The organism is Exiguobacterium sp. s127, from assembly GCF_018618695.1.
GTDB lineage: Bacteria > Bacillota > Bacilli > Exiguobacteriales > Exiguobacteriaceae > Exiguobacterium_A > Exiguobacterium_A oxidotolerans.
On sequence record NZ_JACSMO010000004.1, the window covers coordinates 224681 to 239539 of the forward strand.

A 14859-nucleotide genomic window follows, 5' to 3' on the forward strand; every position below is an offset into this window, starting at 1 on the left:
ATCCTTTATTTGATGTGTCTAACACCTTCTTAAAGGTTTGCAATTTTTTCATCTAGCGTAACACAATGAAATGCCATACAAATCAATTGCTTATTTTAATTTTGTAGACACAGAAAAAGGAGTTGTTTATTTGCACCCATATACCAAAAAAAGACCATCTGAAACGCTTCTTAACGTTTGAAATGGTCTTTCTTATCAACTCTATTCACTTATGATACGGCTCATTCCGATTAATCCGATATGCCCGATAAATCTGCTCACACAGAATCATCTTCATCAATTGATGGGGAAACGTCATCTTCGAGAAGGAAATCGTATCGTTCGCCCGCTGCATGACTTCCGGTGCGAGACCAAGCGATCCGCCGATGACAAACGCGATTTTGCTCTTGCCGTACGTCGCCAGTCGGTCGAGTTCTGTTGCAAACTGTTCACTTGTCCGTTGCTTTCCTTCGATAGCAAGTGCGTAGACATGAACGTCCGGTCCAATCTTCGCTAAAATCCGTTCGCCCTCTTTTTTCTTCACTTGTTGCATCTCGGCGTCACTCAATTGTTCCGGTGCTTTTTCGTCCGGGACCTCGATTTCTTGAATCGAACAATAGGCACCAAGCCGTTTCGTATATTCGGCAATCCCTTGCTTCAAGTACTTCTCTTTCAACTTTCCGACCGTAATAATGGTAATTTGCATCATTTTTCTCGCTTTCTGACAGAAAATTCAGGAGTTATCCACAGAGTTATCCACATGTCCACATGTTGATAATTATTTTTTGCTTGACACAAGATATGTTGCGGGCTGATCACAGTACTCACATGTGACCGTTTTTTCTGAATTCACTTCTTCCAAAATCGGGTATTCTTCCGTTTCATCAACCACTTCGTCAAGTGCTAACTCGACATGTTCCAAGCAGACGTATTTATCCACAGGTCTTCTCCTCCTTTTTAGTTATCCACAGTTATCCGCTACCAGTATAACAAAAATCGGCTTCTTCAACCGCTTAAAAGTTATCCACATGCGTGGTATTCTTGCTTCTTTTCGTTCCATGATTAAGCTGCTGCTCATCGTGTCGGCTGCACGCGACTCCTACAGGAAAAAGCACGGCTCGTCCGTGCTGTCAGAGGAAAACGAGACCCTGGCATCTGCCGTCAGGCAAGAAGCCAACGGCTCGTTCCTCGCCTGAGGAAAGCGCGTGACAGCACATCACGATGACTCTTTCTCTTTCTTTCATATGCCCATTCATATCCCCAAACAAAAAAACTACCCGTACATGTACGAGTAGTTAATCTGAATCTGTTATTGCACCGTCGCCGCTTGTGCCGACAACTTCACATCAAGGGACTGTTTATCCCCATTCCGGTAGAACGTCACTTTGACGGTCTGTCCGACTTTCGCATCACGGTACAGAACACTCTTGAGATCTGCAAATGAATTAATCTTTGTCCCGTCGATTTCGACGATGACGTCATTTGCTTTCATCCCTGCTTTTTCTGCTCCACTGTTGTTTGTCAGACCGACGACGACGATTCCTTTCGTCACGTCACTCGGCAGTTTCAGGCGGTCCTCACGGTAGCCGCTCGGGAACTCCTGGACGTCCCGAATCTGAATCCCGAGTTGCGGACGAATGACCTCACCGTTCTGTTCGAGGTCACGCATGATTGGTAACGCTTCGTTGATCGGAATCGCAAAACCGACACCTTCGACGCTTGCTTCCGCAATCTTCATCGAGTTGATTCCGATCAATTGACCGGACGTATTGATCAGTGCGCCACCCGAGTTCCCGGGGTTGATTGCCGCATCCGTCTGAATCACTTCCGTGTTGAAGTCCTGCTGGCCGTCCTTGTTCGTATCGACCGGCACCGTCCGTTCCTGGGCACTGATGACACCACGCGTGACCGAGTTTGCGAAGATCCCGAGCGGGTTGCCGATCGCGAGGACCGTTTCACCGGCACGTAACGTATCGGAGTCACCGATTTTCGCGACCTGTGTCACTTTTGCTGCATCGATGGATAAGACGGCTAAATCATACGTCGGATCTTCGCCGAGGACTTTCGCTTCGAGCGCCGTTCCGTCTGATAACGTGACCGACAAGCTGCTTGCCCCTTCAACGACGTGATAGTTCGTCACGACATAGGCTTTATTGCCATCTTTTTTATAGATGACGCCGGATCCTGCTCCTGTCTCTTGATCCGCACCGCGGAATGAACTTTGTAAATTCGTCACACTGACGACGGCTTCTTTCGTTTTACTGACGGCACCGACGATATCATTCTCGGCTTCCGTCGCTGTCGTCGCTGCCTGTTCCGTCGTCACCGTCGCGGCTGGTGTCGGACTCGTCATTTGATCACGGGCAAATGGCCAGGCGATCAAGGCAATCAGTAAGGCGCCGATGACGCCGCCGATTAAGCCGACAAAAAATGCTTTACCACCGCCACCACGCTTACGTGGAGGTTCGTCTGTTTCTTCATATGGTTCACGATAAGGACTGACCGGTTCTTCTTCAGTCGGTCGACGCGGTGGAAATCCGCTCTCCTCATCGGTCGATTGATTGATCTGTTCCGATTCATTCCGTGGTTCTTCAGGTCGATCCATCGGCACATGCCTCCTTCATAAACTCTCTTTACACAAGTATACCCCCATCACCTGGCAAGTTAGCCAAATGTGGGGGTCTTTTGAGCATATTCAGTAATTTCCCATAATCAGAGCTTCAGGAGTGGTGTCGGAATGACGGGATCGGTATCAAGCAGATGAATCTTGCTGAGGTCGACGTCCCGGCTCGCCAGTGTCTGGGAGACACTCATCCGGGCCAGTTCCTTCATGTTGTTGTCCTTGCTCAAATGGGCCATATGGATCCGTTTCGTCCGCTCGTCGAGCACCTCGCTCATCGCGACTGCCGCGTCTTCGTTCGAGACGTGACCGTAGTCGCCAAGGATTCGGCGTTTGACGCTCCACGGATAATGCCCCATCTGGAGCATCCCGATATCATGATTCGCTTCGAAGATGTAGGCATCGGCACCACGAATCGTCCCTTTCATCCGGTCCGAGACGTAGCCGGTATCCGTGATGTGAGCGAGTCGTTTCCCTTCATGGGCGAACTGGAAGAACATCGGATCGGCTGCGTCATGGCTGACGTTAAACGATTCGACTTCGATATCGCCGAACTGTTTCACTTCGCCGACTTCCCAGAGGAACTTCAAGGCGGGATCAATCTTCCCAATCTTCGCTTCCATCGCGTCCCATGTCTTTTGGTTCGCATAGAGCGGGATGTTGTACTTGCGAGCTAAGATGCCGACCCCTTTAATATGATCCGAGTGTTCATGGGTGACGAACAGCCCATCGATGCCTTCCGGTGACCGGTGAATCTGGTCGAACAATGCAAGCATTGCCTTTCCTGTCAATCCGGCATCGACGAGCAGCCGGCTTTGTTCACTTTCGATGTAGAGGGCATTTCCCGTCGAGCCGCTCGCAAGAACGCTATAGTGTAGGCTCATCGTGTATTCCTCATTTCTCTGAAACTGTATCGAGGCGTTCGATCGTCTGAACACCCCCGTCAATCGCGTTGACGAAATAAAGTTCTTCCCCGTCGAGTTCGATCTGCCACGTCGGCGGTAAAATCTGGACCGATTTTGTCCCTTCCGTCACGAGACAGAAATAGCCAAGCTTATGGCCTGTCATTTTTTTCGAGGCCGGGAAAAGACCTTGCTCCGACAATTGGATGACGGCTTCGCTCGCTGACAACAACGTCACGTCCTGTGCTTGGCGGACGACTTCGTTCAAGTGACGTTGCTTATAGCTGACGATTTCCTTGTCATCGTTCAGCTGCAGGACGAGCAGGGACGGACCAATCATCGCCTCATCATCCCGTGATTGCTCCGGTGTCGAATACAGCGGTTGTCCTTTATACGTCTGCACGAACGTCATTTCATTTTGTTTATTATCAAACTTCCAAAACGTGTAGTCTGAACCGTGATTAACGGACGACTGGACGAATGAAGTCGCCGAGTCGCGCATCGCTTTTGCGTCGAGCGGTGACGGCTTCGACAACCGAACAGACCATTCGACCTGATTTTTGACTGATGTGATCGCATCTTTAATCGGTGAGCTCTCTTTTGGTGCCAGTGAGCTCGAATCGACTTCTGCCGTCAAATAACCGATGTCGCGAGACGCGGTCTGCAGTTGTTTTTCGTCAATCTTCCGATCTTTCAAAATCGTCTTTCCGGACGCCGTCGTCGCGACGATCCGTGGTTCAATCATCCGATCCATCAATTGAACGACCAGGTAGACGTTCAGGATGAGGAAAGTCAGAATCAACAACGTCTTTGCTTTACTCCAATCCATTCAACATTACCCCTCATTTCCAATTGCTTGATCGACTGTGCTCCATTCTCCGTCCCGTTTGACGAACCATGCCGGTTCAAACAGGGCGTAGCGACTCGTCGCGATTTTGTACGTCATGCTGTAGCCGACTCGAATTCCGGTGATGTCCTGCATAAGGTCTGCTTGCTCCAGCTCTTTCACCGTCTGTTCAATCGTCGGTAACGTCGTTTCCTTTAACAAAAGTTTCCGGTCTGCCCGTAACATGCTCCGGCTGATCGACCGGATTTGATTTTCTTCGAACGTCATCTTGATCGTCGCTAAATCAAATTCTGGTTGTTCGAGCAACGGGCCAATTTCGCCGAAGACCGGATAACGATTCAAATAGAGACGGAAGATTGCCGTTTGTTGCTCTTCTTGACTACTCATTTGATCGAAGTAATAACGGAAGCCACTGCGTTGTGTGACTTGGTCGAGCCAGCCCCCATGAATATTGATGTAGCTGACGAGCGTACTGTAATCGACTGCCGTACTTTGTGTATTCGGTGACAGCGTGTTGAAACGATAGGCATTGTAATCCCGGTCGTACGTCGAGACGCTGACCCCATCCGTCAACACGTCGAGTCCGTCTCGTCCCTTGATTTGCTGCACGTTCGTATTCGCTGTGAAGAACGCACTGCGGATCCGGTCGAGTGGTTTCGGGTCCTGTCCGACTTCGTCATAGACAAACACTTCTTCAAGACGAGGGGTCGCTGTTGCGACGTACGTGTAGTCACCGCCTTTAAGCTCGACCTTCGTCATCGGTTTTTTCTTATCGTAGGCAAAGAGGCGTTTTAAGACTGTCTCGTCGCCGACCAATTGAAAGTCTTTAAAGCGACCAGTCGCTGACTCGAGCCGAAGAATCGGTCCGTCATAATCGAGCAGATAGAGCCGTTTAATCGGTTCAGCCATCGCAATCTCTTTTTCACCGAGTAGTTCTTCAAGCATCGCTGCCGTGACCGGTGTCGGGAAAATCATCTCGACACTCCGTTTGCTGAGCGGGATGTTTGAGGCTTTATCCGTCAAGACGAGGACACCGATATCAAACGAAGCACCAATCCGGTTCAAAATCGTCCGCCCGATGATTTGTGTCTGATAGGCTTCCACACCATTCGAATAGACGACGAGTTCGGGATTGACGAGCTGATTACTCTCAACCGTCTTTGAAGCATCAATCTCATTAAACGATACTTGTTCCTGCTCAATCGATTCACTACTTGGATGATATGTCCAAAGCATTGCCGTCTGAAAAATAGAACCACATACAAGTAGAATCAGCAGGGTCGTTTTCAGTCGTTGCTTCATCATCCGGCATCCACCTCTTCAATCACTTCATAAGGAAGGGTAAAGTAAATCGTCGTACCACGTCCCCATTCACTTTCTGCCCAAATGTCGCCGCCATGTGCCGAAACGACATCTTTCGCGATCGAGAGACCGAGACCTGTCCCACCAATCTTCCGTGCCCGTGCCTTATCGACACGATAGAAACGTTCGAAGATTTTTTGCAGGTTCGCTTTCGGAATCCCGACTCCCTCATCCTTGATGCTGATGACGATCCGTTTCGCCCGTAACATCGTCCGGACAGTAATCGTTCCGCCTTCCGGTGAATACTTGATCGCATTCGTCAAAATGTTATCGGCAACTTGAATCAACTTATCCTGGTCCCCACGAATATAAACTTTCCGTTTCATGATTTTCCGGCGGAAGCGAATCCGCTCCGGTTTTGTCATGTCATGACGATCGAGAATTTCATTAATGAACTGGATATAGTCGAAGCGCACTTTATTCATCTTGTATTCCTTACTATCCATTTTCGACAGTTGCAGGAGGTCTGTGACGAGACGAATCATCCGCTCCGTCTCATTTTGTGTCGTCTCAAGGAAGCGTGGTGCCAGTTCTTCGTCTTGATAGGCCCCTTCTGCGAGTGCTTCGAGATAACTCCGCATCGTCGTCAATGGAGTCCGGAGTTCGTGACTGACGTTCGCGACGAACTCGCGGCGGTCCTGTTCGACTTGCTCTTGTTCCGTGACGTCATGCAAGACGATGATCATTCCGGTAATCGGTCCACTGTGTTTCTTGACGGGCGAGAAGAACGCCCGGACGAGGAACAGTTCATCCTCACTACTGAAATCAAGCAAGCGTGGTGGCATTGTTCCGTCTTCCGGAATCATGAAGTCATCCCCGAGTGCGAGTAAATCCTTCAGATTCGTTCCGACCATGCCTGCCTCTTCGACGCCGACGATGTCTTTTGCCTGATCGTTCATCAAGATGACACGGAGCGTCCGGTCCGTCGCGATCACACCGTCCGTCATGTTTTCGAGGACGCTCGTCAACTTCCGTCGTTCCGCTTCCGTCGTCGCGTTTGCTTCGAGCAACTCGTCGGTCAATTCGTTGAACGACCGGGCCAGCTGTCCGATTTCGTCATCGGAATAGACTTTTACTTTCCGGGAGAAGTTCCCCCGGCGCATCTCAATCGCTTGCCGACGCATGTCGGAAATCGGTCGCGTGATTGTTCGAGATAACAGCACCCCGAGAATCGACGTGATGACAAGTGCAATCACTGTTCCCGTCGCTAGAATGCGGGTGACCTGTTGCATCTGTGAATAGATCGACTCCATCGATGCCCGGACATAAATCATCCCGATCGTCGAACCATCACCTTCTGACGTGACAGGTACGGCGAAGATTCGGATTTTATCTTCATTCGGATCAAGGACGGTATCGATTCGGGTCGAACTCGTCGCCTGTGCTTTTTTGATTAACGAGTTTGTCGCCCGTTGCCCCACCGCCGACTGGTTGTCCTCATCCGACGTCGCTTGAATGACAGAATCCTGGTCGATGATTTGGACTTCGAGAATGTCGTTCCTTGAAGTGGAGCCACTACTAAACTCAGACAGCAGCTGCCCAAGAGACTCAGACAACTGCCGTTTAGAGGCTTCATCATCGCCTGCCTTATCAAATTCCTTCCCGACATTGTAAGCTACAAGTCCGGCTCGATCCTCGACAGATTTTGAGAAGTTTGTAATGTACTGCTTTTCAAGGGAACGAACGAAATAGACTCCAATGACTTGCATCGCGACTAAAATCAGTAACGCGTAAATGACGACAAGTTTCCACTGGATGGATTTAAAGAAGTTCGTTCCTTTTAACATAGTTATTCATTCTCCCCATCTTGGAGATAATAACCGACACCACGACGTGTCATGATATAAATGGGTGTACTCGGGTTGTCTTCGACTTTCTCACGTAGACGGCGTACCGTCACATCGACCGTCCGAACGTCGCCGAAGTAATCATAGCCCCAGACTGTCTGAAGAAGATGTTCGCGCGTCATGACTTGTCCGATGTTCTTCGCTAAATAATGCAACAGTTCGAATTCACGTTGTGTGAGTTCGATTTTTTCTTCACGCTTCGTGACCGTATGCGAATTCAAATGAATCGTCAACTCACCAATCGTAATATCATCAGGGTCATCACTGACTGGTTTTTCATCACGTCCTCGTTTTCGCATGTTCGCTTTGACACGTGCGAGTAGCTCGCGTGAACTAAATGGTTTCGTTACGTAATCATCCGCACCGAGTTCCAGTCCGAGTACTTTATCGATTTCTGAGTCTTTTGCCGTCAACATGATGATGGGTGTCTCAAGTGTTTTTCGGACTTCACGACAGACTTCCATCCCATCCATTAAAGGCAGCATGATGTCGAGCAAGATCAAGTCTGGTTTGAATTCCTCGACCTTCTCAAGTGCTTCAACGCCATCATTGGCAACAGCGACGCTGTAACCTTCTTTTTCAAGTTTAAATTTTAATATATCCGCAATCGGTTGTTCGTCGTCGACGACGAGTATTCTACGTTCCGTCAATGGGTGTTCCCCCTTAAAAAATTTCTATTCAATCTATTTTACCTGTTTTTTCGGCATATAGAAAGGTGGCGACGGAAACTACCGACGCCACACCTCTACCATTCAACCGATTTCATGTGGAACGTTCCACGTGAAACATTACTTTTAGTATACGCTCTTATCCTTTTGTTTGTGAATTATTTCGCTTATCAAAAGATATAAAAAAACAGGTGCGGCACCGATTGATGCCACGCCTGTTTGTATTCGACTTATGCTTCTTCGTAAAGATCGCGAAGGACGACTGTCTGCTCGCGACCTGGTCCGACCGAGAACGTGACGAGTGAAATGTTCGTCAAATCTGCGATCCGTTTTACGTAGTTTTGAGCATTGATTGGAAGGTCTTCAAACTTACGAATCCCTGTAATATCTTCTTTCCAACCCGGTAACTCTTCGTAGACCGGGACACACGCTTCAAGATCACGGAAGCTTGCTGGGTACTCATCGATTTGTTTTCCGTTGAATTCGTATGATGTACAAATCTTCAACGTTTCAATCCCGGTCAAGACATCGATCGAGTTCAAGGACAGGTCTGTCAAACCACTCGTCCGACGTGAGTGACGAACGACAACCGAGTCGAACCAACCGACGCGACGCGGACGACCTGTCGTCGTACCATATTCGCGACCGACTTCACGGATGTGATGACCGATTTCATCGAACAATTCCGTTGGGAACGGACCATCACCAACACGTGACGTATAGGCCTTACAGACACCGACGACGTGGTCGATACGAGCAGGACCGACACCGACACCTGACGCGACGCCACCCGCTGAAGCATTTGATGATGTGACGAACGGATACGTTCCGTGGTCGAGATCGAGCAAGACACCTTGCGCTCCTTCGAACAACACTTTTTCCCCTTTATCGAGGCTATCGTTGACGACGACTGATGTATCGCAGACATACTTCGCGAATTCTTGACCATACGCGTAGTATTCTTCAAAGATATCATCAAAGGCAATCGGCTCTGCGTCGTACATTTTCGTAAACATCCGGTTCTTCTGTTCAAGCACGATTTGAAGTTTTTCAGCGAACGTTTCTTTATCGAGTAAGTCTGCCATCCGGATCCCGATCCGTGCTGCTTTATCCATGTAGCACGGTCCGATTCCTTTCAGCGTCGTTCCGACTTTCGCGTCGCCTTTTGCTTCTTCTTCGAGCTGATCTTGCAATTGATGGTATGGCAAGATAACATGAGCACGATTTGAAATTAATAAGTTATCCGTAGAAACACCACGATCGTGCAGATACTTTAATTCCTTGACGAGCGATTTCGGATTGACGACTAGGCCATTTCCGATGACACATTTCTTGTCTGAGTAAAAGATCCCTGAAGGAATCAAGTGTAACTTATACGTCTCATTATTGAATACGATTGTATGTCCTGCATTGTCCCCACCTTGATAACGAGCGACGACATCGGCTTTTTTCGAAAGGAAATCGGTAATTTTACCTTTCCCTTCGTCGCCCCACTGTGTTCCGACTACTACTACTGATGACATATTCTCATCCACCTCCACGTACGATTCAAAACCACGACTAAGTGTAACGCGGAAAAAAACAGAAGTCAATCAAATACCGAACAATTAATTAATGTATTTCTGTTTCGTTCGTTTAATTACTCCTTTCTGCTTCCTTTTTTCCTTTACTTTCAAGATATCGAAACATAATGATTCTTCCCGATGACTTCGTTTGTCCAAATCGTTATGCTTCCTTTATGTGCTTTACTCTCGTCTTGTTTATCAAAATCGGGGGCTAGTCTACAGACAAGCTCATATCGAAACCTTTTACATACGCCCGCCGCGCTTTTCCTCTCCGAATCGACTTCTGAGCGGCAATCCCTTGCGCCGCTTCGCTTCGCTGCAGGGTCGCGCCTGATTGCTGTTCGTTCGAAAGCGATTCAATTCGGAACGCGCGACTCAACAAATCGATCCCCAATGATCCATACGACCCGCTACACAAGCCAACCGTTTCGCTTTTCGTGACTCCTACGGGAAAAAGTGCAAGATTTCTTGCACTGTCAGAGGCAGGCAAGACCCTGCTCCGTGTTCGTCAGAACAAAGGGGCAACGGCTTGCGCCTCGCCCGAGGAAAGCACGAGAAGAAAGAAACGGTTGTCAGCTCACCTCGTTCATAAAACACGCTACCCACATGCTTCGCTTTTCGTGACTCCTACGAGAAAAAGCACAAGACGTCTTGTGCTGTCAGAGGCAGGCAAGACCCTGCTTCGTGTTCGTCAGAACGAAGGAGCAACGGCTTGCGCCTCGCCCGAGGAAAGCAGAAAGCAAAAAGCAAAAAGCCTCGTTCACAACATTGAATTTATCTTGTCCACACGTGAACTAAACTAACACCTCAGTCATGATTTTCTACAAACAAAAACACCCCGACCTGGTTAGATCGAGGTGTTGCTTGTTACGCCGGTGGAGCATACGAATTACTCGGCTCAAGATCGACGAATTTATTAAATTCTTTCCGGAAAGCGAGTTTAACCGTACCGGTCGGACCATTCCGCTGTTTCGCGATGATGATCTCGATCGTATTCGCATCTTCCGTTTCTTTGTTGTAGTAATCGTCCCGGTATAAGAAGGCGACGATATCCGCATCTTGCTCAATCGCCCCTGATTCCCGGATATCCGACATCATCGGTCGTTTATCTTGACGACTCTCCACACCACGCGAGAGCTGCGATAAGGCGATGACGGGCACTTCGAGTTCACGTGCGAGCGACTTTAAGGAACGGGAAATCTCCGAGACTTCCTGTTGACGGTTGTCGCTTGAGCGACCGTTCCCTTGAATCAACTGCAAGTAATCAATCATGATCATGCCGAGTCCGTGCTCTTGCTTTAAGCGACGACACTTCGCCCGGATATCATTGACACGAATCCCTGGCGTATCATCGATGTAAATCCCTGCTTGTGACAAACTACTCATCGCGAGCGACAGTTTACCCCAATCTTCATCTTCGAGTTGCCCCGTCCGGAGACGTTGCGCATCGACGTTGCCTTCTGCACACAACATCCGCATGACGAGTTGTTCCGCACCCATCTCAAGACTAAAGATGGCAACATTCTCGTCGGCACGGGTGGCGACGTTTTGCGAGATGTTCAAGGCGAATGCCGTCTTCCCGACAGACGGACGGGCGGCGACGATGATTAAATCGTTACGCTGGAACCCGGCCGTCACTTGATCGAGGTCGCGGAAGCCGGTCGGAATCCCGGTCGTTTCACCGCTTTGCTTATGCAATTTATCAATCGTCGCATACGCGCTCGTCAAGACGTCAGAAATCGGGATAAAGCTTGCGCTCCCCTTGCCTTGCGATACTTCAAGAATCTTCCGCTCTGCCTCATTCAGCAGGACGTCGACTTCATTTTGTCGTTCGTACCCGTCTGTGACGATTTCATTCGCTGTCCGGATTAAACGGCGAAGCGTTGATTTTTGGTCGACGACATTGACGTAATAATTGATATTCGCCGCTGTCGGGACACCTTCCGCAAGCTCACCGAGATAGGCAAGCCCGCCGATTTCTTCTAAGACACCGAGCGTACTCAGTTCCGCCGTAACTGTGACAAGATCGATTGCTTCGCCACGGTCCGACAACACGAGCATCGCTTCAAAAATCCGTTGGTGTGCCGCCCGATAAAAATCGTGTGGCAATAATCGTTCGGACGCACTGATCAATCGATCAGCATCAATCATGATCGCCCCAAGGACGGCTTGTTCCGCCTCGATACTTTGGGGTGGCGTATTTTGCATTACATCACTCATCACCGATCCCCTTTTCTAATCACGCTTCTTTGACCTGAACGTTTAGCGTCGCTGTGACTTCATTGTGCAGTTTTAACGGCACTTTCGTGAATCCGAGGGCTTTGATCGGGTGTTCAAGCTCGATTTTACGTTTGTCGATTTTGTAACCCATGCTCTTCAATGCTTCTGCAATTTGTTTACTCGTGACTGAACCGAAGACACGACCGCCTTCGCCCGCTTTCGTCGAAACGACAATCGTTTCTTTTTCAATCTTCTCTTTTAACGCTTCCGCGTCGAGCAATGCTTGTTTCGCTTGCTCTGCTGCTTTACGTTCATGTGCTTCATGTTGTTTTAAGTTCCCTGTTGTCGCGGGACGCGCTAATTTCTTTTTGAATAACACATTGTTTGCGTATGCATCTGCGACTTCTTTCACGTCTCCTGCTTTACCTTGTCCTTTAACGTCTTGCAATAAAATAACTTTCATTCGATTTCCTCTCCTTTTGTTTCATCTTCTAGATAACGATCGATTGCTTGTCTTAATTCATCCGCGACCGTGATGATCGATTCCGCCATCTGCGTCGCCGCATTCGTTAAGTGACCACCGCCACCTAACGTCTCCATGATTAACTGGACATTGACCTCACCGAGCGACCGGGCACTGATTGCCGTCCGGCCATCTTGGAGCTCTGCGATGACGAAGGCGGCACGGATTCCTTGTAAGGATAACAGTTGATCCGCCGTTTGGGCGATCAAGACTTGATCATGGATGACCCCTGGCTCCGCTGTCGCGATTGCCATACCGGCCTTATAGATTTCCGTCCGCTCGAGAATATGCGACTGTTCGACATACGTCTCGAGGTTTTGACTAAGGAACTCTTGGACGAGGACCGTGTCTGCGCCTTGCGAACGCAAGTAGGAGGCCGCATCAAACGTCCGCGAGCCTGTCCGGATCGTAAAGCCTTTCGTGTCGACGATGATTCCTGCAAGTAACGCCGTCGCTTCAAGCATTGACAGCTTTTCGTTCGTCGGTTGGTATTCAATCAACTCTGTGACGAGTTCTGACGTCGAAGATGCATATGGTTCAAGATAGACGAGCACCGGCTCCTCGATGAAATCTTCTCCGCGACGATGATGATCGATGACGACCATTCGTTCGAACTGATCCAGTAATGCCGGAACGACGACAAGCGACGGTTTATGCGTGTCGACGATAATCAATAACGCTTGATCGTCGACGAGTTGCTCAGCTTGGAACGAATTGATGAAACGCGACTCCAGTTTCTCGTCTTCACTGATTTCCGACATCATCCGTCGAATCCCTTGACCGATTTCTGCATCCGGTAATACGATATGCGCTTCCTTATCGTTCATCTCGGCAAGCTTGAGAATACCAATCGATGCTCCAAGTGAATCCATGTCAGGATTTCGATGACCCATGACGAGGATTCGACTCGATTCCTGCATCAAGTCACGCAACGAATTGGCGATGACCCGTGCCCGGACACGCGTCCGTTTTTCTGTCGGATTCGTTTTCCCACCATAAAAGCGGACTTTCCCGTCACGTTTGATGACGACCTGGTCACCCCCGCGTCCGAGTGCTAAGTCAAGACTCGACTGCGCCATCTGACCGAGAACAGGTATCGCGTCACTGCCACAGCCAATTCCGATTGACAGCGTTAATTGCACCCCACGTTGACTCGTCTCGTCTCGGACAATGTCTAAGATGGAAAACTTCGTCCGCTCAAGAATCCGTAGATTCTCTTCTGTCGTCACGACAAAGTACCGGTCTGAGGCGGTACGTTTTATATAGGTGCCGTGATCCGCCGCCCAATGATTCAATAACTGGGTGACCCGACTATTTAATTCACTTCTTAATTGATCTTCAATCCCCTGCGTCATCTCATCATAGTTATCGAGATAAATGACGCCGATGACGGTTTGATTGTCGACGAGTTGTTGTTCAACTTGCGCCTCTTCTGTCATATCAAATAGATAGAACGTCCGATTTTCACGATTCGAGAAGACACGATAGACGGACTCACCAATCTCAAGTGTCGCTTGATCTTCATCCGTCGCCATCATTTCAACGAACAAGGGATCGAGATCGAGTAACAGATGCCCCATTGCCAAGTCGTCGAAGATTTCACGCATCGGATCATTGAACCATGTGACGTGCGTTTCCTCATCATATAGTAAGATTCCAATCGGCATATTCGTCAAAGCATCTTGCCCTGTATCCTCGACTTGAATCGATATTCTTTCGACATATGCTTCCCAGGACTTTCGTGCCCGCTGCTCTTCTAATAGATGAAGGACAAAAAGAACAGTCGTCACGAACGCACCAATTGCTGCGATGATTGGATTACTAATTGCGACGACGAGAAGTAGACCGACGATTAATAGATACGGAACGAAGCGAACAACCCGCCGTTCCCGTTCTGATGATACTTGTTGACCTGACTCCATCGCGTCCTCCTTAAATACTTCTAATTAAAAATTCGTTAACTTGTTTATTATAACCGAAAAATAGGACCGGTTGAAAGGGAAGCGAAAAAAAGCGCCCCTCCTTCGAAAAGGAAAAGCGCTTCACCGTAATCAGTCAGCTACGTATGGGATTAAAGCCATTTGACGTGAACGTTTGATTGCGATTGTAAGTGGACGTTGGTATTTCGCTGAAGTACCAGTCACACGACGTGGAAGAATCTTACCGCGTTCCGAAATGAAACGTTTGAGAAGTTCTACGTCTTTATAATCGATATGAGTGATGTGGTTCGACGTGAAGTAACATACTTTACGACGACGTTTTCCACCTGGACGACGTGCCATGTGATTAACCTCCTTTTTAGAGTAAATTTTTCAGTCCAACGTTC

The 14859-nt window shown here is 48.8% G+C and carries 13 protein-coding genes; all 13 read right to left on the reverse strand.

All coding sequences use genetic code 11. The features are described 5' to 3' along the window. Positions 1-205: 205 nt before the first annotated feature. Positions 206-685: a 23S rRNA (pseudouridine(1915)-N(3))-methyltransferase RlmH gene (gene rlmH / locus KNP98_RS07755; RefSeq protein WP_012371884.1), complete on the reverse strand. Its 480-nt coding sequence runs from the start codon at positions 683-685 to the stop codon at positions 206-208. Positions 686-757: 72 nt separating this feature from the next. Next, entirely contained in the window at positions 758-919 is a 162-nt protein-coding gene (locus tag KNP98_RS07760; protein WP_084157652.1) for a CxxH/CxxC protein, read from the reverse strand. 369 nt (positions 920-1288) lie between these two features. Then, on the reverse strand, positions 1289-2584 hold the full coding sequence (locus tag KNP98_RS07765; RefSeq protein ID WP_088838294.1) for a S1C family serine protease: 1296 nt from the start codon (positions 2582-2584) through the stop codon (positions 1289-1291). A 107-nt stretch (positions 2585-2691) separates the two neighbouring features. Then, positions 2692-3483 carry an MBL fold metallo-hydrolase gene (locus KNP98_RS07770; protein WP_029332152.1) on the reverse strand — a complete coding sequence of 264 codons (792 nt, stop codon included), beginning with the start codon at positions 3481-3483 and terminating at the stop codon, positions 2692-2694. Positions 3484-3493: 10 nt separating this feature from the next. Then, positions 3494-4330 (reverse strand): two-component system regulatory protein YycI, encoded by an 837-nt coding sequence (locus KNP98_RS07775; protein WP_088838295.1) that lies wholly within the window; start codon positions 4328-4330, stop codon positions 3494-3496. 6 nt (positions 4331-4336) lie between these two features. Continuing rightward, positions 4337-5653 (reverse strand): YycH family regulatory protein, encoded by a 1317-nt coding sequence (locus KNP98_RS07780; RefSeq protein ID WP_088838296.1) that lies wholly within the window; start codon positions 5651-5653, stop codon positions 4337-4339. Then, positions 5650-7497, reverse strand: a complete 1848-nt coding sequence (gene walK, locus KNP98_RS07785) for a cell wall metabolism sensor histidine kinase WalK (protein WP_029332155.1) — start codon at positions 7495-7497, stop codon at positions 5650-5652. Before walK ends, KNP98_RS07780 begins: the two co-directional genes overlap by 4 nt. A 2-nt stretch (positions 7498-7499) precedes the next feature. Then, positions 7500-8207 (reverse strand): response regulator YycF, encoded by a 708-nt coding sequence (gene yycF / locus KNP98_RS07790; protein ID WP_088838297.1) that lies wholly within the window; start codon positions 8205-8207, stop codon positions 7500-7502. A 248-nt stretch (positions 8208-8455) separates the two neighbouring features. After that, positions 8456-9748, reverse strand: coding sequence for an adenylosuccinate synthase (locus KNP98_RS07795; protein ID WP_029332157.1), 1293 nt, complete (start codon positions 9746-9748; stop codon positions 8456-8458). A 909-nt stretch (positions 9749-10657) separates the two neighbouring features. Further along, positions 10658-12010 (reverse strand): replicative DNA helicase, encoded by a 1353-nt coding sequence (gene dnaB, locus KNP98_RS07800; protein ID WP_029332158.1) that lies wholly within the window; start codon positions 12008-12010, stop codon positions 10658-10660. Positions 12011-12029: 19 nt separating this feature from the next. Continuing rightward, a complete protein-coding gene (rplI, locus tag KNP98_RS07805; RefSeq protein ID WP_029332159.1) occupies positions 12030-12473 on the reverse strand; it encodes a 50S ribosomal protein L9 in 444 nt (147 codons plus the stop codon). Further along, a complete protein-coding gene (locus KNP98_RS07810) occupies positions 12470-14455 on the reverse strand; it encodes a DHH family phosphoesterase (protein ID WP_088838298.1) in 1986 nt (661 codons plus the stop codon). The genes rplI and KNP98_RS07810 overlap by 4 nt, the downstream gene beginning before the upstream one ends. A 129-nt stretch (positions 14456-14584) precedes the next feature. After that, positions 14585-14815, reverse strand: coding sequence for a 30S ribosomal protein S18 (gene rpsR / locus KNP98_RS07815; RefSeq protein WP_012371896.1), 231 nt, complete (start codon positions 14813-14815; stop codon positions 14585-14587). Positions 14816-14859 lie beyond the last annotated feature (44 nt).

Coding starts and splice junctions, on each gene's coding strand:
- rlmH (WP_012371884.1), bottom strand. CDS start 685: ATGCAAATTACCATTATTACGGTCGGAAAGTTGAAAGAGAAGTACTTG.
- KNP98_RS07780 (WP_088838296.1), bottom strand. CDS start 5,653: ATGATGAAGCAACGACTGAAAACGACCCTGCTGATTCTACTTGTATGT.
- rplI (WP_029332159.1), bottom strand. CDS start 12,473: ATGAAAGTTATTTTATTGCAAGACGTTAAAGGACAAGGTAAAGCAGGA.
- walK (WP_029332155.1), bottom strand. CDS start 7,497: ATGTTAAAAGGAACGAACTTCTTTAAATCCATCCAGTGGAAACTTGTC.
- KNP98_RS07795 (WP_029332157.1), bottom strand. CDS start 9,748: ATGTCATCAGTAGTAGTAGTCGGAACACAGTGGGGCGACGAAGGGAAA.
- KNP98_RS07770 (WP_029332152.1), bottom strand. CDS start 3,483: ATGAGCCTACACTATAGCGTTCTTGCGAGCGGCTCGACGGGAAATGCC.
- dnaB (WP_029332158.1), bottom strand. CDS start 12,010: ATGAGTGATGTAATGCAAAATACGCCACCCCAAAGTATCGAGGCGGAA.
- rpsR (WP_012371896.1), bottom strand. CDS start 14,815: ATGGCACGTCGTCCAGGTGGAAAACGTCGTCGTAAAGTATGTTACTTC.
- KNP98_RS07765 (WP_088838294.1), bottom strand. CDS start 2,584: ATGGATCGACCTGAAGAACCACGGAATGAATCGGAACAGATCAATCAA.
- KNP98_RS07810 (WP_088838298.1), bottom strand. CDS start 14,455: ATGGAGTCAGGTCAACAAGTATCATCAGAACGGGAACGGCGGGTTGTT.
- KNP98_RS07775 (WP_088838295.1), bottom strand. CDS start 4,330: ATGGATTGGAGTAAAGCAAAGACGTTGTTGATTCTGACTTTCCTCATC.